This window comes from Candidatus Halocynthiibacter alkanivorans (assembly GCF_003333265.1).
Lineage (GTDB): Bacteria > Pseudomonadota > Alphaproteobacteria > Rhodobacterales > Rhodobacteraceae > Halocyntiibacter_A > Halocyntiibacter_A alkanivorans.
Genome location: NZ_QOLB01000091.1, coordinates 1 through 22,851, shown reverse-complemented (window position 1 = coordinate 22,851; position 22,851 = coordinate 1). Strand labels below are relative to the sequence as shown.

General features: G+C 58.7%; 18 protein-coding genes. 8 read left to right on the top strand and 10 right to left on the bottom strand.

The window, feature by feature from the left end; genetic code table 11:
- Nucleotides 1-120 precede the first annotated feature (120 nt).
- The 6 genes from DWA01_RS10860 to DWA01_RS10840 all read right to left on the bottom strand — a co-directional run bounded on the left by DWA01_RS10860 (nucleotide 121) and on the right by DWA01_RS10840 (nucleotide 4,791).
- The gene (locus DWA01_RS10860) at nucleotides 121-1,155 is read right to left on the bottom strand and encodes an MBL fold metallo-hydrolase (protein WP_114285862.1); all 1,035 of its coding nucleotides are present in this window, start codon (nucleotides 1,153-1,155) and stop codon (nucleotides 121-123) included.
- Nucleotides 1,156-1,296: 141 nt separating this feature from the next.
- Nucleotides 1,297-2,508 (bottom strand): MFS transporter, encoded by a 1,212-nt coding sequence (locus DWA01_RS10855; RefSeq protein WP_200832555.1) that lies wholly within the window; start codon nucleotides 2,506-2,508, stop codon nucleotides 1,297-1,299.
- Nucleotides 2,509-2,964: 456 nt separating this feature from the next.
- On the bottom strand, nucleotides 2,965-3,345 hold the full coding sequence (locus DWA01_RS10850) for a rhodanese-like domain-containing protein (RefSeq protein WP_114285861.1): 381 nt from the start codon (nucleotides 3,343-3,345) through the stop codon (nucleotides 2,965-2,967).
- A gap of 124 nt (nucleotides 3,346-3,469) precedes the next feature.
- Entirely contained in the window at nucleotides 3,470-4,120 is a 651-nt protein-coding gene (locus DWA01_RS10845; protein WP_114285860.1) for a cupin domain-containing protein, read from the bottom strand.
- Nucleotides 4,101-4,274: a hypothetical protein gene (locus DWA01_RS23105; RefSeq protein ID WP_160116010.1), complete on the bottom strand. Its 174-nt coding sequence runs from the start codon at nucleotides 4,272-4,274 to the stop codon at nucleotides 4,101-4,103. The genes DWA01_RS10845 and DWA01_RS23105 overlap by 20 nt, the downstream gene beginning before the upstream one ends.
- A 232-nt stretch (nucleotides 4,275-4,506) precedes the next feature.
- A complete protein-coding gene (locus DWA01_RS10840; RefSeq protein WP_114285859.1) occupies nucleotides 4,507-4,791 on the bottom strand; it encodes a hypothetical protein in 285 nt (94 codons plus the stop codon).
- Nucleotides 4,792-5,052: 261 nt separating this feature from the next.
- On the opposite strand from DWA01_RS10840, the gene DWA01_RS10835 reads away from it, so the two are divergent.
- On the top strand, nucleotides 5,053-5,943 hold the full coding sequence (locus tag DWA01_RS10835) for a LysR family transcriptional regulator (RefSeq protein ID WP_136057716.1): 891 nt from the start codon (nucleotides 5,053-5,055) through the stop codon (nucleotides 5,941-5,943).
- Between the two features lie 150 nt (nucleotides 5,944-6,093).
- Here DWA01_RS10835 and DWA01_RS10830 read toward each other — a convergent pair whose 3' ends face one another.
- Entirely contained in the window at nucleotides 6,094-6,957 is an 864-nt protein-coding gene (locus tag DWA01_RS10830) for a DMT family transporter (protein ID WP_114285857.1), read from the bottom strand.
- Between the two features lie 745 nt (nucleotides 6,958-7,702).
- Between DWA01_RS10830 and DWA01_RS10820 the strand changes: the two genes are divergently transcribed.
- A complete protein-coding gene (locus DWA01_RS10820) occupies nucleotides 7,703-8,242 on the top strand; it encodes a hypothetical protein (protein ID WP_114285855.1) in 540 nt (179 codons plus the stop codon).
- Between the two features lie 189 nt (nucleotides 8,243-8,431).
- Here the strand turns inward: DWA01_RS10820 and DWA01_RS10815 are convergent, their stop codons facing one another.
- A complete protein-coding gene (locus DWA01_RS10815; RefSeq protein ID WP_114285854.1) occupies nucleotides 8,432-10,780 on the bottom strand; it encodes an aldehyde dehydrogenase family protein in 2,349 nt (782 codons plus the stop codon).
- A 4-nt stretch (nucleotides 10,781-10,784) separates the two neighbouring features.
- Complete coding sequence (gene deoC, locus DWA01_RS10810; RefSeq protein ID WP_235008522.1) at nucleotides 10,785-11,783, bottom strand: deoxyribose-phosphate aldolase; 999 nt, start codon at nucleotides 11,781-11,783, stop codon at nucleotides 10,785-10,787.
- 338 nt (nucleotides 11,784-12,121) lie between these two features.
- Here deoC and rpe point away from each other — a divergent pair, with 338 nt between their 5' ends.
- The 6 genes from rpe to DWA01_RS10780 all read left to right on the top strand — a co-directional run bounded on the left by rpe (nucleotide 12,122) and on the right by DWA01_RS10780 (nucleotide 19,465).
- A complete protein-coding gene (gene rpe / locus DWA01_RS10805) occupies nucleotides 12,122-12,814 on the top strand; it encodes a ribulose-phosphate 3-epimerase (RefSeq protein WP_114285852.1) in 693 nt (230 codons plus the stop codon).
- A 620-nt stretch (nucleotides 12,815-13,434) separates the two neighbouring features.
- Complete coding sequence (locus DWA01_RS10800) at nucleotides 13,435-14,673, top strand: PAS domain-containing protein (RefSeq protein WP_114285851.1); 1,239 nt, start codon at nucleotides 13,435-13,437, stop codon at nucleotides 14,671-14,673.
- Nucleotides 14,674-15,239: 566 nt separating this feature from the next.
- A complete protein-coding gene (locus DWA01_RS10795) occupies nucleotides 15,240-15,848 on the top strand; it encodes a COG3904 family protein (protein ID WP_114285850.1) in 609 nt (202 codons plus the stop codon).
- 252 nt (nucleotides 15,849-16,100) lie between these two features.
- Nucleotides 16,101-16,535: a pseudoazurin gene (locus DWA01_RS10790; protein ID WP_114285849.1), complete on the top strand. Its 435-nt coding sequence runs from the start codon at nucleotides 16,101-16,103 to the stop codon at nucleotides 16,533-16,535.
- A gap of 128 nt (nucleotides 16,536-16,663) precedes the next feature.
- A complete protein-coding gene (locus DWA01_RS10785) occupies nucleotides 16,664-17,878 on the top strand; it encodes an NnrS family protein (protein ID WP_114285848.1) in 1,215 nt (404 codons plus the stop codon).
- Nucleotides 17,879-18,427: 549 nt separating this feature from the next.
- Nucleotides 18,428-19,465, top strand: a complete 1,038-nt coding sequence (locus DWA01_RS10780) for a fatty acid desaturase (protein ID WP_114285847.1) — start codon at nucleotides 18,428-18,430, stop codon at nucleotides 19,463-19,465.
- A 310-nt stretch (nucleotides 19,466-19,775) separates the two neighbouring features.
- Here DWA01_RS10780 and DWA01_RS10775 read toward each other — a convergent pair whose 3' ends face one another.
- Nucleotides 19,776-22,700, bottom strand: coding sequence for an ATP-binding protein (locus tag DWA01_RS10775; RefSeq protein ID WP_114285846.1), 2,925 nt, complete (start codon nucleotides 22,698-22,700; stop codon nucleotides 19,776-19,778).
- Between the last annotated feature and the right edge of the window lie 151 nt (nucleotides 22,701-22,851).

Sequence of the window (22,851 nt, the reverse complement as noted above, 5' to 3'; positions counted from 1 at the left end):
GTCAGCGAGGCAGCGTCAACTCCGTTATCTCCAAAACCTTCAGGGAGAACGGTCTGAACCCAGGGGGATTATGGCCCAGCCGCACCGAAACCTCAGGAAAGCCCCGTATTGGGGCTGTGATCAGCTGATCTCTTCGACCGGTCCGCCTGCGTTCATCCAGGCCGTGAACCCGCCGGGAATATGTGACACATTTGTCAGCCCGAGTTCAGAGGCGATTTCCACCGCAAGCGTGGAGCGCTCGCCAACTGCACAATAGAGCAGGAAACAGTCAGAGTTTTCGCGGGCAGCAAGCGCCTCAGAGGACTTGAAATACTGGTCGAAATGGCCGTAGGGCGCATGGATCGAGCCAGGGATCGCCCCATAACGGCGGCGTTCGCTTGTCTCGCGAATGTCAATAAAGCGGCACCCCTTCAGCGGCCAGCCAGCGAGGATATCGGCAACTTCCCTGACCGGCACCCGGTGCTGCGCGGATGAACGCAGGCCAGGGTGCAGGTTTTCAGGCACCGCCACATCCATCATCGCCGGATTGGCAAGGTTGAGATTGTTCATGATCTCGGCATATTCATCGGCCGAACGCACTTGCAAACGCGGGTTCCAGGCTTTTTCTTCTTCTATGGTGCTGACGGTGTCGCCCTTATAATCGTGACCGGGATAGACCAGCGTATTGTCCGGCAGTTTTAACAGCCTGTCGAAAATCGAGTGATACTGATCATAGGGGTCGCCATTCTGAAAATCGGTGCGCCCGGTGCCGCGGATCAGCAGCGTGTCGCCGGTAAACACCCGGTCCCCCATCAGAAAACTATAGCTTTCAATGGTGTGACCCGGGGTGTGCAGCGCGGTCAGTGAGACGCCTTCAATGGTCAGTTTATCATTGTCCCGCACGCGGAGGGAAACCACATCTGCGGGGGATTCTTCGCCCATAACCGTGACACAGCGGGTCGCGTCACGAAGTTTGCCCATGGCACTGACGTGGTCGGCATGAACATGGGTGTCGACAACTTTTACCAGCTTCAGATCCAGCTCTTCCAGCAGCTTCAGATAGCGCTGCGTCTGCTCAAAAACCGGATCAATCAATAGCGCTTCGCCGCCGCGCCGACTGGCCAGAAGATAGGTGTAAGTGCTGGAGGTTTTGTCAAAAAGTTGTCGGAAGAGCATGTTTGGTCTCCTTCTTTTGCGCGCCATCATAGGACGAAATCGCGAATTTTGTAAGCCGGGCGCCGCCGCAGGCAGGCCAAAGTGTTCAGCGGCAGGTCGTCAGGCTGAATTTTTCCCTGCTTGCGGCGGCCAGCAGGGGCGTCAAATTTCTGAAAGCCTGAGGTTTCTCCGGGATATGGCCAGGCTCAGAACGGCGATGATCGCAATGAAAAGAAACGGCACCACTGCCTGCGTCACCGCGTCCCAGCCCCAGCGTTCAAGCAGCCCGCCTGCGGAAAACGAGGCAAGGCTGACGGCGCCAAACATCAGGAAATCATGCGCGGCTTGTGTCTTGGCTTTCTCAGCCGGGCGGTATGCTTCCGTCAGCAGCGTCGTGCCGCCGATGAACAGAAAATTCCACCCAAGCCCCATCAAAACTAATCCGGAGAGAAAATGCCAAAAACTAGTTCCACTCATCGCGATGGCGACATGCCCTGCAATAAAGCCAATACCCATCGCCATGACCGAAAGGACGCCAAAGCGCGCAATCAGGCTGCCGGTAAAGAACGATGGCAGGAACATCGCCAGCACGTGCCACTGGATCACTGTGGCAAAATCCCCGGGCAGATAGTCTTGCATCTGCATCGCCAGCGGTGTGGCCGTCATCACCATAATCATCATGCTGAACCCGACCGTCGAACCAATGAGCGCGGTCAGAAACACTTTTTGACCCATGATTTCCCACAGGCTGCGGGCGGGTTCCTGGGCAGCGGTGCTTTCTGCAGACGCGCCGGTCGCGACATCTGGCAGGGAAAGGCGGGTTAGCAGGGCCATTGAGACGAGCGACAGCGCCGACAGTGCCAAAAATGGAACGATATAGGACACCGGACCGATATCCTGAGTTACCCTGGCAATATTCGGCCCGGCGAATGCCGCAACCAGCCCGCCTGCAATCACCCAGGAAATGGCCCGGCTGCGGAACTTGTCATCGGCGGCCTCTGCGGCGGCAAACCGGTAATATTGCGCAAAGGCCTGAAAGCCGCCCATCAGCATCGTGGCACCTACAAACAGCCAGAAACTCCCGGACCAGATCGCCGCTGCGGCGGCCAATCCGGCGAAAACCCCCAGCATAGAGCCGATTTGAAAGCCGGCTTTGCGCCCATAGCGCTGCATCACCAGCGAGGCCGGGATCAAAACCGCTGCAACCGCCACCATCATCGCCGCAACCGGCAGGGTGGCGAGGCTTTTGTCCGTTGCAAGCAGAAAGCCAACCAGACCCGCAAGGGTCATGGTCAGCACCGAGCTGGTTTGAAACAGGGCCTGGGCACCGGCAAGCACCAGCACATTGCGTTTTTGGTCAGATACATGGGTCAACGTCTTGGTCCGTTCGTCAGTTTAGAGGTTTCTGCGCTGTTGAAATTTGAGGTTTGAGCCCTTTTCAGAAGCGATTTGCTCACCGCGCCAGGACGTGAATTCAGAAACGGATCTATATATTTGCTACAGACTGCAGTGGTTGCGGCACAGTCAGTGCCAACGGCCTGAAGGGGGATTGGGACGTATACGGACATGAGGCGTTGCTTTCGGTTCGTCGGAGCACGGGTTGCAAAGGAGGATGTAGTTGTTTCATTATTCAATCGATCAATTGAATGTCAATGGTTGAATCTGAAACTGAATATGACCAAAGCGAAACCAGGGCATTGCTGTTCAGACTGATCCCGTGTCTGAACCTCTTCAGAATCCCCGACAGCCCGCCCTGCCTGTGCTTTCGCGGCGCCAATCCCTGAGCGTCAGCGGATCGTTTTAACGCCCAGAAACGAAACGACATCTGGTTTATGGCTGCTCAACTTCCCCGCCGGCGTCGACCCAGTCCGAAATGGTGCCCAGCCGTCTCACGTCACGATAGCCAAGATCCATAAGAGCCTTCGCCGCCAGTGCCGCGCGCCCTCCTGAAGAGCAATAGGTTACGATCATCTTGTCTTTTGAAAACCTGGCGTCGTGGAATTTGGTCGTTCCATCGGCGCGAAACTCCAACATGCCCCGCGACACGTTGAGCGCGCCTTTGACTTTTCCGGTGCCGGCTAGTTCTGGCGCATCGCGGACGTCAACCACCAGGACATTGTCCTGGCCCAGTACTTTGATGAGTTCTTCAGGGCTGATTGACGGCACAGCTGATTTTGCGTCGGCGACGTCATTCATGATGGATTTGGACATGGGCTTCTCCTGAGATGGGGATGGCCAGTCATTGGCCATCATTTCGTTTTTGCTGTCCGCGTTTGCGGACTGCAGTGCATGGCGTTTCTTCTGTCGCGGCGATTTTCATTGCCCCGCGCCCTGGTCAGGGCCGCAGGTGCCCGACCTTAACCAGAATCGTGGTGTCCACTTCAACGCGGGGGTCATGCTTGCTCATATGAGGGCTTCTGATCCAGCTGCCGGCAGGGTAACGGCCGTGCTCATCGATGAACTCACCGCTGATGACATAAATCTCTTCACCACCAGAATGCACATGCGGCAGAAACTGCTCGCCCGCCGGCCAGTGCACCAGCGCTGTCGATGCGCCGTTAAAGTTATGCAGCGGCATGACTTGCAGGTTTCCATGACCTTCAAACCAGTCCGTGCTGTTGGTGTCGATTGTCAGTTGTTCATCGTCACCGTCTTCAAACTGATGCAGTTTGACCAGCAATACGCAGCCCTCTTTGCTGAACGGCGCATGGTGCGATCCTTCAGGGTTGCGGATATAACTGCCCGCCGGGTAGTCGCCATTTTCGTCGGAAAACGTGCCTTCCAGCACCAGAATTTCTTCGCCACCCGGGTGGGTATGCTCGCTAAAAGCCGAGCCGGCCTCAAAGCGCACGATGCTGGTTGCGTGCCCGCGTTCCGCGTCTTCACGCGCCAGTGGTTTGCGCGAGACACCTTTGCTCGGGCTTGCCAGCCAGTCTTGTTGCTGCGTGTCGATGACCACGCGTTGTTTAAAGTCCATATTCAGCATCGGAATTCTCCACGTGTTTCATATTCTGGCGGTTGCCAGACAGGTATTTAACAAGCGCTGCGACCGACAGCAGCATCAGCACCAATATCAGAACGCAAAACGAGCCCATAGCCAGCATCATGCCAACGGAACTTCCTGTCATAGAATCTGTCACTACTTTCGCTCCTTTGAGGCCGACACACCAAGTCAAACTTCCGTGCAACCGTGTGATGTTTTGTACGTTCCAAATCTGTTGCCCACATGATGATCTTATCGGCATTTCAGACGGACATGGCGGTCATTTCGATTTGTATGTCTTCTGGAAACTGAGGGCGGTTGCCCGCCCTCAGTCACATGCGCAACCCGTTTTCAGGAGAGACGCATTTTGCCGTGAGTGGCAAAGTGAATTAGTGGGCTTCGTAGATGCTCACTACGGGATCCGCATCCAGAAGCGGGCCAAGTTCGCCGACAACGTCATTGTTGAAAATGTCGCTTTTCAGGTAGGCGTTTGCCGCATCGGTAGAGGCGAAACCGTGCAGAACCTGAACATCTTCGTCGCGCACCAGAAGCGATTTGGACTCAGCGCCAGCAACGGTGTTCAGAAACGGGGCTTTATATTTGCTGTAGACAGCTGCAGCAGCGCCACGGTTTTTGTCAGAGATCTTGAGGGTGATTTGCAGGTAAGCAGACATATTGTGTTCCTTCGTCTGTGGGGTTGTTCGACAGACACAGATATAAATAACGCCGCTTTCATTTTGAAATTGATTTAAAAAATACTATTTATCGAATAATGATATGAATGCCGCGTGGCAGGCGGCGCGGCAACGGTCCGATACCTGACTGCGCTGGGCAAAGGGCAGGGGGCCAGGTGGTCAAACGCACCAGAACCCCGCATTATAGGAAATCTGAGTGAAACGATTCTATTGATCGAAAACAGCAATGAACGGCGCGCCATGAACCTGTCTCACCTGAAATTTGTGAAAGCCACAGCAGAGCTCAGCTCCTTTAGCAGAGCCGCTGAGTTTTGCAATGTGACGCAACCCACCCTGTCCAACGGGGTGTCAAAACTGGAAGAAGAACTGGGCGAAAAAATCTTCACCCGAACCACACGATCGGTAAAGATCACCCCGTTCGGGGATATGTTACTGCCCAAAATTGCGTCGATTTTGCAGCTGGAGGACTTGATAATCCAGAGCGCTAAAGAATTCTCCAATCCCGGTTCCGTGGTGTTGAAAATCGGTATGTCGCCGTTGGTCAGCACCATGTTCATTACCCCGCTTACCAACTCCTACAAGGCGCAGAACAGCAAACATGAAGTGCTGCTGATCGAGGACAATCTGAGCGTGCTCGATGCGAAACTGAAAAACCTGGAACTTGATCTCATCCTGGTGCCGTCTCTGAAGAAAATCTCCGATAAAAATGCCCTGCCGCTGTATGAGGAAGACCTGTTCCTGATCAATGACCACGGCGACGCGGCCAGTTCCACTGTGATGGTGGATGACATCCGCGACGAAACATTTGTGATGGTTCCGGACTCCTGCGGTCTGTCAGAAATCACCAGATCTCTGCTGCGCACCACACGCAAAGAGATCAAAGAATATGAAGGCAAAGCACTCAGCTACCAGGTGCTGGCCGATTGGGCAGCACACGGGCTGGGCTCGGCGGTGCTGCCCAGAAGCAAAATTCTGCCGCATATTCCCAAGAAGCAGATCTGGAAGCCTGATGAACCTGCCCGGATCTCATTTGAAGCCAGATGGGTCTCGACCGACAACAAGCCGCTGAAAAACCTGGTCCGGCACTTCAGGAAAAACATCGCCCAAATCGTAAACGGCATCGCCGACTGAGTGTCGCGTGATCAGAACTGGCGTGGGCTCTGCGTCAGCCTCATGCCAGTGCCGTCGTTCCGGATCGTTTTGCCGGTTGGCGGCTTTTATCTGAACCGGCAGTGGCGGGGGGACGACGGCATTCTGAACCAGGGAGCGGTCTTCCCCCGGTCAGGACAGGGCTGCCGCCGGCTTCGGCCGGATCAGGAATGAGGCAAAACCGGTGGTCAGCAGTATTGAAATCCCGAGCAGCGCCAGCGTGTCCGGCCAGCTGTCAAACAGCACGGCGCCAAGTGTGGCGGCGCTGATCAGTTGCACATACAGCAATGGTGCGAGCTTGCTGGCCTCTGCGCGTCGATAGGCAAGGATCAACGCGAGATTTCCAAGAAGGGAGGCAATCGCGCTGAGCATCGACAGGCTGAATACCGGTGCGCTCAGCTGCGGGATTCCGGCGATACCCAATGGGGTCAGAAGCAAGGCACCGATGATCAGCTGGGACAACAGCATCATCCGCGGGCGCGCAACGGTGACGAGCCAGCGGTTCGCGACCAGGTAGCAGCCATAAAATGCGCCGGCGAGCAGGGCATAGACGGCACCCGCCCCCATGTCTGACCCGGGTTTTACCACCAGCAATACGCCGCCAAAGCCAATCAGCAACAGCGTGGTGCGACTGCGGCTGATCTGTTCTTTGAGCAGCATTGCGGAGAGGAAATAAGACAGGATCGGGCCGACAAAGAAAATGGCATAGACGTTGGATATCGGCTCGGTGCGGAGTGCCGTCAGGATCGAACTGATACCACCGACGATAAACACAGCCCGCAGCCAGATGCGCCAGTCGAGAAACAAGCGGGCTTCAAAGCGCCCGGCAAAAGGCAGGAAGACCACCGCGCCGATGAGAAAACGACTCCAGGCGACAAACAGTGGCGAAACGCCGTGGTTCGCCACCAGCAGCTTGCCGGCGGCATCGCCGGACGGGATCAGGACCATGGCGATAAGCATAAGTCCGATAGCCTGTAGTATTTGACGTTGCTGCATTCTTTCTCCGCAATTTGCGCTCAGGTCTCTGTAGCGTGCTCCGCCAGCCGGTTTGGACTAATACCGGGTGGCAGCATGGCGCCGCCAGCCGCTTCAGGCGTCACGCCCGGCCATATCGTCATACTCACCGCCGATGATCAAGCCGGAGTGCCCGGCGCGGCCCGTTTGCACCTCGCCTGATGAATGTGGATCAGACGGCGCGTCTGAAACCGCAGAAATTGGCGCGTCGTCTTTTCTGACGCGGCCCTTCACGCCGGACGTGTCACCATGATTTGTGACCGCTCTGAACAGGTAGATATCCGGCGACGGACCCCGGAATTTCCCTGTATTAGGGTCTCATTTTCGCCGCCGGACTCGTGCTCTGCATACCGCGGGGCCGGGTGGCCTGGCTTGCACCGGATGCCCACCATCAGAACCGCGCGGGGCATGATCTCTGGGCGAATGCCCCCGCCAATATGGGCCAATCCGCCCGGGTCCGCGCTCAGCTGGACATTGAGCGTGAACAGCGAAATCCCATGTCCGCTTTGCTGGAGGGTCGTTTGCCCGCGGGTGGGCAGGCGCAACGCGCAAGCGTATTGGGCAGGCATATCTGCGCCGGTATCTGCACCGGTATCTGACCTGGCGCATCCCTCACAGCCACTGCCTGCCGCTGTCCGAAAAACGCCTGTGGGCGGAGAGCTGCCTCCAGGCCAAGGCTCCCGGACATGTGTATTGAACAGGGTACAGATCCGTGTGAACTGTCGGTATGAAACATAAAAATCCCCTCGCCGTTCTCGCGCTGCTTGGCCTCGCTTTCGCTGCCAGCCCCGCTCTTGCCCACAGCTTTAATGTCGCCCTTGTTCAACCCGCATCTTCTGCTGAGGCAGAGCAATTTCGCATGGGGTTCATGCTGGCCACAACCCTGCGTGACAGCCATCCGGACGAGACCTCCGATGGCCACCTCGGCGGGCTGGATTTCTATGTCAGCGTGGTGCCTGCGCTGGGCGCTGTTGCAGACGGCACCGATATTGTGGTGCTCCCCGCATCCGTGACGGTCGATGGCGAATTGAGCGCGGTTGTCCTGCGCCCCGGACAGTCCCCCTTTGCAGACGCAGAACAAGCTGGCGTCGCCCGCTTTGTAGTCGCCTACAGCTCGGCCTATGGCCAGGCGCCAACCGCTGACGCCGCGCAGGGCTTTAATGCCGCCCAGCGGATCGACGTGGCGGTGCGCGCCCAGGGCAGCACGGATGACAAGGCGATGTTAACGCGCAGTTTTGCCAATACCGCCGCTGATTTCAGCTGGTAACACGCCGCTTCACTCCTTCTGCTTCGCCCCATACGTCTGCGGGCCCGGCAGGGCGGCTCAGTCAGTACGTGTTTCCGGCCACATGCCGCTTTAATCTCTGGCTGCCCGCTACAAACCCGAAAACGAAAAAGCCCCGGAGCATTGTGCTGCCGGGGCTTTCTTTGTGTGTGTGTGCGAGAGGCAGGGCGCTTATTCGCCGTAGGGCACCCAGATGGTTTTGACCTCTGTCGTCTGAGGCAGCACATCGCGCATCGGCGTGGTGGCCCAGTCCCGCGCCAGGCCGTTGTTGACCCAGCTGCGTTTGAGATTGCTGGCGGATTCCGCTTCAACCACCTTCGAGAGGTCGCAGGAGGAGAAACACCAGATCGCGTCAACGCCCATATGGCCCGCCAGCGGCCGCGCCAGTTCAGAATGGCTGCCGGTGAGGATGTTGACCACACCTGCGGGCACGTCTGAAGTTTCCAGCACCTGATAAAAGTCGGTTGCCGCCAGCGGCGCCGCTTCTGAGGCCACCAGAACCACCCGGTTGCCCATCGCCAGCGCCGGTGCCATCGCCCCGATCAGACCCAGCAGCGGCTGATCATCAGAACAGATCGCGCCGATTATGCCGACCGGTTCATTCACCGCCACCGCCAGGGCGCGCATCGGCACCGCCTTGGTGGCGCCGTCAAATTTGTCAGCCCAGGCCCCGGCGGTGAACAGGGTGGATATGCTGGCCTCCACCTCAGCCTTTGCGCGGGCCTCGGTGGCGCCGGTCAGATCGCGGATCCGGGCGGCGAACTCGTCCGCACGCGCCGACAGGTTTTCTGCGATGTAATAGAGGATCTGTGCCCGCAGATGGCCCGACGTTTTGCCCCAGGCTTTGGCACCGGCAGCGGCTTCAACCGCGTTGCGCACATCTTTGCGGTTGGCCAGAGAGACATGGCCCAGCTGCCGGCCACGCGGCGAAAACACCGGGCTGGAATACCCCGCATCCGGGCGCGCCTGTTTGCCACCGACATATAGCTTGGCGGTGCGGTCCAGCTGGTTGACCTCCGCGGTAGCGGGCCTTGCGACCGGCAGGATCTGCGCCTGTTTCGCAGCTTTTGTGTTGGGGCGGGTATAGGCGCGCAGCCCTTCCCAGCCACCTTCACGGCCAAAGCCGCTTTCACGCACACCACCAAAACCGGCGGCGGCGTCAAACAGGTTGGTGGCATTGGTCCAGACCACGCCGGCCGCCAGTTTGGGGGCGATGTCCAGCGCCAGGTTGACGTTTTCAGTCCACAGCGTCGCCGCCAGGCCATAGCGGGTGTTGTTGGCAATTTCCACCGCCTCAGACGGGGTGCGGAAAGTGGTTGCGACCAGCACCGGACCAAAGATTTCTTCCTGCATCAGACGCGCGGCCGGGTGCAGCCCGGTGATCAGGGTTGGCGGGTAAAAACAGCCCGCCTCCGGCAATGTGCCGCATTGGAACACCTCGCCCTCGTGGCCGCCCTCGTTGACCAGTTTGCTCACAGCTTTCAACTGCACCGGATCGACCAGCGCGCCCACATCGACACATTTGTCCAGCGGGTTGCCGATGCGCAGCTTTTCCATGCGCAGACGCAGCCGGGCATAAAAGTCCTCTGCAATGCCTTCCTGCACGATCAGGCGCGAGCCGGCACAGCAGACCTGGCCCTGGTTGAACCAGATCGCGTCCACCAGGCCTTCAATGGCGCTGTCGATATCGGCATCATCAAAAACGATATAAGGCGATTTTCCACCCAGCTCGAGCGTCAGCGCCTTGCCAGACCCGGCAGTGGCTTCGCGGATGCGGCGGCCCACAGCGGTGGAGCCGGTAAAGGCGATCTTGTCGATGTCCTTGTGGTTGACGATCAGCTCGCCGGTGGCGCCGTCACCGGTAACGATATTGACCACCCCTTTGGGCAGGCCAGCCTCCTGACAGATCTGCGCAAACAGCAAAGCGGTGAGTGAAGTATATTCCGCCGGTTTCAGCACCACGGTATTGCCCATGGCGATGGCGGGGGCGATTTTCCACGACAGCATCAACAGCGGGAAGTTCCACGGGATGATCTGGCCGCAAACCCCCAGCGCTTCCGCTCCGGGCAGCTCTTCATCCATCAGCTGGGCCATGCCGGCGTGGTAATAGAAATGCCGTGCCACCAGCGGGATGTCGATGTCGCGGCTTTCGCGGATCGGTTTGCCGTTGTCCAGCGTCTCCAGCACCGCAAACAGGCGCGAATGTTTCTGCACCAGGCGTGCCAGCGCATAGAGATACTGCGCCCGTTTGTGGCCGGGTAGTTTTGCCCATTTTCCCTGGGCTTTGCGGGCAGCGGACACGGCGGCGTCCACATCCTCGCTGCTGCCCTGAGACAGGGTGGCAAGTGTGACGCCGGTGGCCGGGTTGCGGCTTTTGAACCCGTCGTGGTGTGCGGTCATCTTGCCGTCAATGAAATGACCAAACCCGTCGCCACGTTGCATCAGCCAGGCCATCGCTTCATCGGAGTTTTCAGGGGCGGGGCCATAATCCATGGTTTCAAATATCTCTTTCACATTCATGGTCTTATCCGATCGGGTGGCGGTTGGCGGCGGAATAGTGGCCGCTCAGATGATGTTCCAGCTGACGTTCAATGTCGCCCAGCAGCGAGGAGGCACCAAAGCGGAACAGGTCCGGTTTCAACCAGCGCCCGCCAAGCTCCTCTTTGATCAGCGACAGGTAGACCAGTGAATCCTTGGCCTTGGAAATGCCACCGGCGGGTTTGTAGCCGATGCGCACCCCGGTGCGGGCGTGATAGTCGCGGATGGTGCGGATCATCGTCAGGCTGACCGGCAGGGTGGCGTTGACGCTTTCTTTGCCGGTTGAGGTTTTGATGAAATCCGCGCCCGCCATCATGCAGACATAAGACGCACGCGCCACATTGCGCAGCGAGCCGAGTTCGCCGGTGGCGAGAATGGCTTTGATATGGGCGGGGCCGCAGGCGGTGCGGAAGGCGCGCATTTCATTGTACAGCGCCTGCCAGTCCCCGGTCAGCACATGGCGGCGCGAGATAACGATGTCGATTTCCGTGGCACCGGCTTTTACCGAGTCCTCGATCTCGGCGAGCCGCAGGTGGAAGGGCGACAGCCCGGCGGGAAAACCGGTGGAGACCGCCGCCACCGGGATGTTGCTGCCGTCCAGAGCCGCCACTGCGGTGGCGACCATTTCGTGATAGACGCAGACCGCACCGGTGGTCAGCCCGCTCATGCCCAGATCTTTGAGGATGTCTTCGCGCACCGGCTGGCGCGCTTTGGCACAAAGGCGGCGCACCCGGCCCTCGGTGTCGTCGCCAGAAAGCGTTGTCAGATCCATCAAGCTGACGGCGCGGCAGAGCCAGGCCGCCTGATAGTCCTTTTTCACGCTGCGCCGGCCCGGAAGTGTGGCGGCACGGCGCTCAATCGCGGAGGTATTGGCGGTAACAGAGCGGACCCAGTCCAGGTCCAGGTCCATGCCCGGATTGCGGGCTTCATGGATCTGCGGCAGATGCGACGATGTGACGTCGGCAAGGGATGGGGATGTTTGCAAGGTGGCCTCCTTTTGTCGCGCTCAGGGTGGCATGGCGGCGCTCGCTTTTCAAGGATTGACCAGCTGGTCAAAAGCCGGATCCGGCGATTTTTCACCCTCCTGCAGGCCAGTGGTTTGGCAATGGTGCCGGACTGGCTTGGGATTGGTTTGTTGTTGCGTTGCTCGCGGACGGGGCAGGGGCGGACCAGAGGGCGGGCGGCGATTTTGCTGATTCTGCCGCAACTTGCGTCTAATCCGGTTGTATCGGGTGCTTTGCCGCCCCGGGCAGAGGTGACAGCCGGCCGCAGAAAAGGTATCGAACGCCCGTTGCCACTTCACGCCACCAAAGGATTCGCGCCATGGCTTTTGATCGTTCCATCAAGATCGCCCCCTCTATACTTGCTGCTGATTTCGCCAACTTTGGCGCAGAATGCGCTGCGATCGAAGCCCAGGGCTGTGACTGGGTGCATGTGGATGTGATGGACGGGCATTTTGTGCCCAATATCACCTTTGGCCCGGCGACCTGCAAAGCCATCCGGCCCCATATCAAAGGCGTGATGGATGTGCATCTGATGATCGCGCCGGTGGACCCCTATATTGAGGCCTTTGCCGAAGCCGGTGCCGATGTGATCACCGCTCACGTGGAAGCCGGCGCGCATATTCACCGCACTTTGCAGGCGATCCGCGGCGCCGGGGCGAAAGCGGGCATTGCGCTGAACCCGGGCACGCCGGCGGAGAGCGTCAGCTGCCTGCTTGATATGGTCGACCTGGTCTGCGTGATGACGGTGAACCCGGGCTTTGGCGGTCAGAAGTTCATTCACAGTCAGGTGGACAAAGTGCGCCAGCTGCGCGCGATGATCGGCGACCGCCCGATCCATATCGAGATTGATGGCGGTGTGGACCCGGTCACCGCGCCACTGGTTGCTGCCGCCGGCGCTGATGTGCTGGTGGCCGGCTCCGCGGTGTTCCGCGGCGGCTCGGTTTCCGACCCGGCGCCTTATGGCGACAATATCCGCACCATCCGGGCCGCGGCTGAAGCGGCGCGCGGCTGAGCCCCTGCCACCGAGAGGGATGAGCGGCCCGGGCGATTTCCGGGCCGTGGTGCCAGAGTTGACGATATGCCCGCGGGCCTGTCCCGGACCGCTCTGCGCCGCCAGGGCGGACCGTTCAGAAGTGCTTCCACCATTTAGAATATTGCGGCTCGTGCCGGGAATACCTGCCACCACAGCCCGGTGAGTCGGCGCCTGGCAATTGGGGGCGGCAATTGCGGGCTGAAATCGCCGGGCCGGGGGGAACGCGGCCGTAAATCCAATTTCGAACTCTTATGCGCGAAAAATATTTTCACGCTTCAACGCTGAATGTAGTCACAAAATGCGATATCAGGCGGCTTACACAAAGTTTTATTGCGGATTGAAATAACCTGGATTTCTTGCGTGCGTTGTTGTCATAGCATTGATTTTATTGAGAAATTTTAGAGATTAGCAACGACATCTGTTGCTGCGACCGGGTCTTGTCTCTGCCAGCAGATGCCCATCCCGCTGAAATTCCCCCTAAATCCAGCAAATTGCGATTTGCTCCGGGGTCCGCGTCACCCGGCAGCGTTAAGCAAGAACACACGGTTTGGCTGATAAGACTGCGGCAGGAACAAATATTTTAAGCAGAAGGCAGCTTTATGAGCTTTGTAGAAAACCGAGTGGATATTCGTCCGGAGTCAGGTGAGGCGCCGTTTGAATTCAGTGAGACGTTTTTCTCCCGCACCGATAAACGTGGTGTCATCCAGGCCGGTAATGAAGTTTTCCGCAGAGTTGCACATTACGACTGGGACAAGCTGCTGGGTGCGCCCCATAAAATCATCCGTCACCCGGATATGCCCAAAGGGGTCTTTCAGCTTTTTTGGGACACGATCAAGAGCGGCCAGCCGATGGGCGCCTATGTGAAAAATAACGCCAGCGACGGCTTGCATTACTGGGTCTATGCCATCGTTTTTCCACTGCGCGAAGGCTATTTGTCGGTGCGGCTGAAGCCCGGCAGTGAACTGTTCGCCACCATCCAGGAAGAATACGCTGCTTTGCGGGAACAGGAACTGGCCGGCACTGTCACGCCTGAGCAAAGTTCCGAAGCGCTGCTGACGCGGATCAAAGCGCTTGGCTTTGGCAGCTACAGCACCTTTGCCACCCATGCGCTGGCCGAAGAGATTGCGGCGCGGGATGTTGTCCTGAATGAGGCCGAAGACCGCAGTATTGTGCTCTACCGCCAGATGATGGACGACGTGATTGAGTTGCACAAGCTCACCGATGCGCTGGCGCTTGCTTTTGGTAAAGCAGGAAATACGCCGACCAATATGCGCCTGATCGCCTCGGGGCTTGAGCCCACCGGCGGGCCGATTTCGTCGCTGTCGCAGAATTATGAGCAGATGTCGAACGAGATCTCCAACTGGTTCAACAATTTCATTTCCAATTCAGACAATTCGATGGGCACCATCCAGCGGGTGATCGAAGAAGGATTGTTCCAGAAATGCAGCCTGCGGATCATGCGGGAATCATTCAAGCAATTCGAACGTGAACGCAGATCGCGGGAAAAAATTAACGTGCCACAAGAACTCCGCTATCTGGAGTCGCTGTCTGACCTGTGTAAGCGAAATTCTGAAAGCGGTTTGAATCAGATCGGCGTCGAGGTCAGAAATATCGCCGTGGCGATCTCTACCATGCGACGCTATATTTCCGGACTGGGCGCGACCCGGGTGATGAGCAAAATTGAAGCCGCGCGCCTGGGCGGAGACAAAATGGAAAGCATGTCGGGGATTATTTCCCAGCTCGGTGATTTCCAGACCACGATTGAAGCGCAGCTTGACGTGATTGATGACAAAGTGCGCGACATTCAGTCTTGTGCTGTTCAGGCCAACGGCTGTTGAGACCGTTCTGACAATACGCAGACCGGCACGCCTGTGGTGGCCGGTCTGTTTGCGGCCTGTTTCCTGGCGCGCCAGCGGCTGCGCCCGTTCATGCCGCATACTTTTCTAAGAGTGCGCGGGTCCGGGCCTGTTGCTCCGCATCCGGCAGGCTGACGCATTGCAACCGGGCTGTCTCAGACCACGACAGGGCCACGACAGCGCATTCGCGAGGCTTTGGCAGGGTTTTTGGCGTGGCTGCATTTTTAGTGTCGCCGTTGCCGGACCGTCTCGCTCCAAAGCCAGTCTGGGCAGGTGTCACAGACGCCCGCAACCAGCGTTGTGCGGGCGCGCGCCCGGCGTTGCGAACAGCATTCTATAAAACAATGTATGCGCAGACTTTTCCTTAGCGCTGTAAACCGGCGGGCGCATCTGAACGGGCAAAAACCGCGCCCCAGGCGGGCCCTGGCCAGAGCAGGCAGCATCGCATTCTGGCGGCGGCGAAGCAGGCGGCAGCTGTAGGGCGAATATTTTGCGGTGCGGTATTGGCGGATCTGTGGCAATCTTGCAGCGTCTGACCGGGGGTATGTATGAGCCACGCAGCGATTTTGAACAGGTTCCGTCTGCGACTGATTTTTATCCTGTTTGGCCTCGTCGTGCTGGCCGGCTGCAGTCTGGCCGAAAACATTATGATGAACGCGCGCGAGACCACGCGGTTTCAGGTCTCGGGCAACCAGTTGCAGATGGACGGCATAATCAATTCGAAAACGCCCGGGCAATTGCGTGACCTGTTGCAGGGCAATCCGGACCTGCAGGAGATCGTCATGGGCTATGTGCCCGGCTCCGTCGACGACGCTGCCAATCTTGTCGCAGCCCGCATGGTGCGCGCCGCAGGACTGAACACAAGGTTGCTGCCCGGAGCGGTTATTGCTTCTGGCGGCGTTGAGTTTTTCCTCGCTGGCGTCGAACGTTACCCCGCGCCCGGTATTCTGGTCGGCGTGCACTCCTGGAGTGGGTTCAATGTTGAAGGGCGGGATCTCGCGCGGGGCGATCCGGCGCATCAGCCCTATCTGGCGTTCTTTGAGGATATGGGCATCGATCGCCGGTTTTACTGGTTCACCCTGACAGCCGCCACTTCCGAGGATATTCACATGATGTCACCGGCAGAAATTGCCCGCTTTGGCCTGTTCACCCGCTGAGCCGGGCAGGGCGCGATTGTGACGCGTGCGGCTGGCGCAACCCGGGTGCAGACAGCAGCCCGGTGGCCGTCGCAGCGGCGGCACGGGCCGGAGGTGTGTTTGCCGGGCGCTGAGCGCCGCCGTTTTGTCTGGTTTCCCTAATATTTTAACCAATACAGGCGCGGAGTTTGATCTCGCGCAAACTGGTGCATCTCCCCCTGGCCTAAACACATGGTGACTCAACTGATGACCTAATGGACCAGGGATACCTTTATGTTTGTTAAAATGATCGCAGCCGCGGCCACCTCTGTGATGCTGCTGGCGGGCGCCGCTTCGGCAGAAATATTCATTGTCGAAATGCTGGACCGCGGCAAAGACGGATTGATGGTGTTTGAGCCGGCGTTCATTGCGGCGCAGCCGGGCGATACGATCGAATTCGTCTCCACCACCAAAGGCCACAATGTGGTGTCTATCGCCGGCATGCTTCCCGAAGGGGCTGAACCGTTCAGAACAAAACTGAACGCGGATTTTTCCCTGACGCTCAAAGCCGAGGGGCTCTATGGCATTAAATGCGCCCCCCATTACGTCATGGGTATGGTTGGGCTGATCCAGGTCGGGGAAGCGGTCAATCTGCAAGAAAGCGCTGCGGTAGGCCATCCGAAGAAATCTGCCAGACGATTTGAACGCATGTTTGAACAGGTGCTTTAAAGACGCAGCTGCGCCGACGACACCGGGCGACGGAAAAAGAAGGGCGGCGGACGCCCCCTCTTTGCGGGTGTCACTTCTTTACGGGGCCCACAACTTTACATGGCCCGCATCTTTACGAGGAATGAGTGATGACAAATCCTTCTCCTGCCTCAGGGCGTCCCGCGCCCTACAGCGGCCCGGCGATCTTAAGCTACGGGTTCAGGCCGTTTTTCTTTCTGGCGGGGCTGTTTGGAGCGGTGGCGGTGCCCGCCTGGATCTATATGTTCTACAGCGGTGTGGAGCCAGGCGGTACACTCAGCGCCCGCGACTGGCATATGCATGAAATGATCTTTGGTTACAGTGGCGCGGTTCTGGCCGGGTTTCTGTTCACCGCGATCCCCAACTGGACCGGCCGCATGCCGCGCACCGGAGCGCCTCTGGCACTGCTGGTGACGCTGTGGCTCCTGGGCCGGCTGGCGATGGCTGGCGCTGGCGGCCTCGGCGCGGTGGCGCTTATGGGGGCTGATCTGGCTTTCCCGCTGGCACTGCTGGGCATGGTCGCGGTCGAGATCATCGCCGGGCGCAATTGGCGCAATCTGAAAATCCTGCTGCCGCTCGGTATTTTTCTGCTGGCCAACCTGGTGTTTCACCTGGAACAAATCACCGGCGCGCCGACTGATGCCGGCTTGCGGCTGGGGCTTGGCGTGCTGGTGTTTCTGATCACGCTGATTGGCGGACGCATTGTGCCCAGTTTCACCCGCAACTGGCTCAATAAACAGGCGCCGGGTGGGGCGATGCCGGCACCGGTGGGGCGGTTTGACGCGCTGTGCCTGCTGCTCACGGCCGTCGCGCTGCTGCTCTGGGCGCTGGTTCCCGGCCTGTATTGGTCCGGCGTGGCCTTGCTGGTGGCGGCGACCCTGAACCTGCTGCGTCTGGGCCGCTGGCAAGGCGCGCGCTGCGCGGCGTCCCCGTTGCTCATGATGTTGCACCTGTCATTTCTTTTCATTCCGGCCGGGCTCACCGCGCTGGGCCTGGCGGTGTTATTTCCTGAGCTGACCGGCGTGGCCACGGGCGTGCATCTGCTCGGCATCGGCGCGATCGGTGGCATGACAACTGCGGTGATGATGCGTGCTGCAATGGGCCATACCGGGCGGGCGCTTGTGGCGGGGCGGGTGCTGGTGGCGGCCTTTGCTCTGATCGTGTTGTCGGCCGTGCTGCGCGCCTTCGCACCGGTCTCATCTCAGGAGGCAATGACCCTGGCCGCCGCGGCCTGGGCGCTGGGCTATCTGCTGTTCACCCTGCGGCTGGCACCGTGGTTGTGGTTGCCCAAAGCCGGGCGGCGCAGCGCCGGAAAGACGCACTGAGTTCGCCTCAGCGCAGAGTGGGCCGGCACCGCAATCAGCGTGACAGTCTTCCGGGCCAGGCCAGCGTCCTTCCTGGTTTGCTGGTTTTGCACCCGGGACGTGGCGGCGGCGGGAATACGCCTGGTTGATTTGATGCGCCATGTCCTGACCTGCGGGTCGTCGCGACAACCAGAACCGGGTGCGCAATTCGAAATCAAACGTTGGTCAGGGGATAACTGCATGTGAATAATGGCTTTATTCCACTGACCTTCGGAGTTCCCTGCCAGGCGCGCCGCGCGGTAAAATCCGCGTCAGTGCGCGCGAGCCGGCCCGTAGCGGTGTTTCTCAGCGCAGCGGCGACCACGCGTTTACGGGACAAATGTGATACATCCGACGCTAACATATCCGAAGCGGATCGACTTGGCGCACACTCTGTTCTAAAGACACTGCGACAACGTGTGGCGGATATCGGTTCAGGACTGATTCTCCGGGGGAGCCTTTTGGGGGCGTCCGGGATGCCGCGCCCGCCACGTAACGAACTAAAAAGAGAATACTGCGATAATGACGAGCATGCGCCACCAAAGCTTTTCAGAGCCATCCTCCCCGGAATCTGCCCGTCACTGGGTCCGGATCCTTGCCCAGTACCGCGAACCGGTCACCTGGCGCAGTATCTTTGAAATTGGCGTCAGTTTTGGCCCGTTTCTTGCGCTCTGGGCTCTGGCTTGGTGGTCGCTGTCCTTCAGCTACTGGCTGGCCTTCGCCCTGTCCTGTTTGAATGGTGGCTTTCTGGTGCGGATGTTCATCATCCAGCATGATTGTGGCCATGGCGGCTATTTCAAAAACCGCAAAGTCAGTGACTGGGTCGGGCGTGTGCTTGGGGTTCTGACGCTGACGCCCTACGCGGTCTGGCAGCGGTCTCATGCGTTGCACCATGGCGCCGCCGGCAATCTGGACCAGCGCGGCATTGGTGATATTCATACCATGACCGTTGCGGAGTATCAGCAGCTGAGCGCCTGGGGCCGGTTTATGTATCGCCTCTATCGCAACCCGTTTGTGCTGTTTGGCCTGGGCCCGGTCTACCTGTACCTGTTCCAGAATCGTCTGCCTGTCGGCCTGATGAAATCCGGCAGCAAATATTGGTACTCCGCCATGGGCACCAATCTGATGATCGCATTGTCGCTCAGCATTATTGCCTGGTTTGGCGGTGCGGCCCCGATCCTGCTGATTTTCCTTCCCAGCATATTTGTTGCGGCAAGTGCCGGCATGTGGATGTTCTATGTCCAGCATCAGTTTGAAGACACCCACTGGGACAAAGAAGAAGACTGGCAGCTGCATGATGCGGCGCTGCACGGCAGTTCCCACTATGTGCTGCCCGCAGCACTGCAGTGGATGACCGGCAATATCGGGGTGCATCACGTGCATCACCTCTACAGCCGTATCCCGTTTTATCGTCTGACCGAAGTGCTGCGCGACCACAAAGAGCTCGCCGAAGCACAGCGCATGACGCTGCTGGAAAGCTTTGGCTGCGTGCGGCTGAACCTGTGGGACGAAAACCTGCGCAAGCTGGTGTCTTTCTCCGAGGTGCGCCGCCGGCCGGCAACCGTCTGATCTGGCCTCAGCAGTAACAAGATTTATACAGGCGCGCCGGTCAACGGCGCGCCTGTTTTGTTGGGTACAAGACTTGCCGGCGTCAGTGCGGCAGCAGTCAGCTGGGTACGCAAGTGAATTGGCAAGAGAGTTGGCAAGCGGGTTGGAATATGGGCCTCGTCAGCGCGACAGCGGCAGTGGCCAAACCACCCGGTGGTCCCGCGGCCAGCGCCGCGCCCGGCAGCTGTCCGCCGGGGTTGCCAGCACATGTCTCAGCCCCGGACGCCCCAGTTGCAATCCCAGCCCAGCCCGGCGCCGGCGGCCACAGGTGTCAGGCCAGTGACACAGACTTCGCATCATGCAGCGCTTCAAGCAGTTGGTTCTTGCGCAGTGGTTTGGAGAGGAAATAGTCCATACCAGCCTCAAAACACGCCTCACGGTCGCTCTCATACGCGTTGGCGGTCAGGGCGATAATGACCGGGTGAATACCTGCCATCGCACGGATTTCACGGGTCGCTTCAAGCCCGTTCATCACCGGCATCGACATATCCATCAGGATGATATCCGGCGCCGTGGCACGGGCCTGCACAACGGCTTCACGACCGTTTTCAGCGAAATACAGTTCCACCGGCAGATGTTCGAGGAACTTGGAAATAAGCAGGCGGTTGGTTTTGTTGTCCTCGGCCACAAGCACCACTTTGCCGGACAGTTCGTCCGGATCGGGTGCCGTGCTGTTTTGTTTGGCCAGCGTGCTTTTGGCGGTGGCAGGTGCCAGCGGCAGGCTCAGATGAAAACAGGTGCCTTCGCCCTGCACTGAAGTGACCGAGATTTCCCCCCCCATCAGCCGGGCCAGCATATTGGAAATGGTCAACCCGAGGCCTGTGCCGCCAAACCGGCGGGTAATTGCTGCGTCTTCCTGGGAAAACCGGTCAAAGATATGGCCGATATTTTCCGGGCTGATGCCGATTCCACTGTCGCGGACCTCGATGTCTAACTGGTGCCCGGTTGCGGTGGGCCTGGCGCTTACCCGGACAGATACGCCGCCGGTCTCGGTGAATTTCAGCGCATTGCCGACCAGGTTGACCAGGATCTGGCGCAGACGCCCGTCATCGGCCAGCCCATGCGTTGGCGTATCGTAAGTGGTGTCGAGCGTCAGGTATAAATTCTTTTCGATCGCCAGCGGCCGCAGCAGTTCCACCGAGGACCGGAGACAAGAGCGCAGGTCAAAAGCCACGGGAGAAACGCTCAACTTGCCTTCATCAAGCCGCGAGAGATCAAGAATATCGTTGATGATGTCGAGCAAAGCCGTCGATGAGGTGCGAATGGTTTCCAGGTAGAGCGCCTGTTCCGGCGGCAGGCCGGCATTGTGCAGCAGGTCTGCCATACCGATGATGCCATTCATCGGGGTGCGGATTTCATGGCTCATGGTCGCCAGGAATTCGGACTTGACCCGGTCGGCGGTCTCGGCAGCGGTTTTCGCTGCGGCCAGTTCCTGCTGGTGGTTCTTGGCGGCGGTGATGTCGCGTTCAATGCTGATCACCAGATCGGGTTCGCCATTTTCGCCAGCGATGGGCAGCATGGTAATTTCAACGCAAATTTCGTCCCCGGACTTGGTGTAATTCAAAATTTCGGTGTGCAGTGCCTCGCCGCGCCCGATATGAGCGTTGATACCTTCGACCACTTCTGGGTCGGTACCAGGTCCGTTCAGCAGATCGCCCGGGCGCTTTCCAATTGCTTCACTTCGAGAATAACCGGTCATCTTTGTAAAGGCGTCATTGACCCACAGAAGCTTCGCGCCGGCGTCGGCGATCATGATACTGTCGCTGGCGTGTTTGGCAATCAGCGCCAGTTGGTAGGAGTCGCGTTGTTGTTCTTTCAGATGAGCATGCGCCTGTTCCAGTTCGGCCTGACGGGACACAAGTTCGGTGTTGGATGACTGAAGCCGCTCCTGGAGGATTACATCTTCGGTCACGTCCCAATCTACACCGATCAGAATAAGTTGCCCGTCATCATTGGTGTAGGTCTTTGCGATGCTGCGCAGGGACTTGGTTGAGCCATCCGGCAGCTGAATGCGGAAATTTGACAAGGAGGTGCTCTGGTTTTCAACGATCCGGGCGCATTCAGTTTCGACACGGTCCAGATCTTCGGGATGTACCCGGGTCTCCCATGTCTTTGAATCATGGTCTGATTTATCCGCCTCAAAACCATATAGAAGGTTCATCTGGCGGTCCCAGAAGACCTCATCTGTGACGGTATTGAATTCCCAGATCCCGATTTTGGAACTTTCAAGCGCGATATCCAGCCGGCGGGACTGAACCAGCAGTTGCAGTTCCCGACGTTCAAGTTTCGCAATTGCTGCGGCGCGTTGCTGCGCGCGGCGGCCGGCAACATAGGTCGGCCACAGGATCAAAGCGCTCGCCAGAAACATGATCAGGCGCAGAATTGCACTGTTTGGCGAGGGAACGGCCTCCCAGCCGCCGGTGGGGCGTGCGGCGATTTGCCAGGAGCCGGAGGGCAGGGTGATGTCCATCAGAACGGGATCGCTGGAGAGCACTTCGGGACTGCCAAAGAACTGTTTGCCGGTCTCGCCGGTGGCATCCGCGCCGACCAGCGCCAGATCAAGTCCCAGATCCGGGTCAAGCAATCCGCTGGCGGTATACAGCCGTTCGATATCAATAACCGCCGAGACGATGCCCCAGAACTTGCCTTCGCTGTTGCCGGCAGCGCCGACAAATACCGGAAAACGCGCAATTAGTGCCGTGCCGCCCTGGACAAGATTGACCGGGCCGGCCAGCACCATCTGGCCCAGGTCCCGTACCCTGTAAGCGGCATCACGTTGTGCTTCATTCTTATTGTAGTCCAGTCCGAGGACGGGCGAATCCGGGTCATAGGGCTGGATCAGGGTCACGACCAGATCAGGCGCGGCCGCAGTGGCAATGACCTGTGGTGCATCGCCCATGATAATTTCGCTCAGCTGGCTGAACCGGAGCTGTGTCATGTCAGGTTCGGTGGACAGCGTTGCCACAAGCCCATGTACAATATGGGTATTGGCGGTCAGCAGCCCTTCCAGATTGGCCCGGAGCAGGGCGGTTTTGTTGGTGACCTGGCTGCGCGCCGACTGGTGGGTGATTTGGTGGTACTGCCATTCTGCAAAGATCCAAGCTGCAGTCAGCACCAGAGCAGTGATTATTGTTGGCAGAAACCAGTGGTTTCGCCGCCGGATTGATCTGCTCTGTGCTTCAGCTGAACGGGACATAAAATTCCTGCCAAAAGGGACCCGGTACAGTCGCCTCCGGGCGAGTCCTTTGTCCGGCAAAAGTGTTCACCGTTCGCTAATTCAGCCGCGAATTGCGAGATTTTCTGATGAATTTGATAGTTCTTTACGGACTTCTTCTAGGGATAAAGTA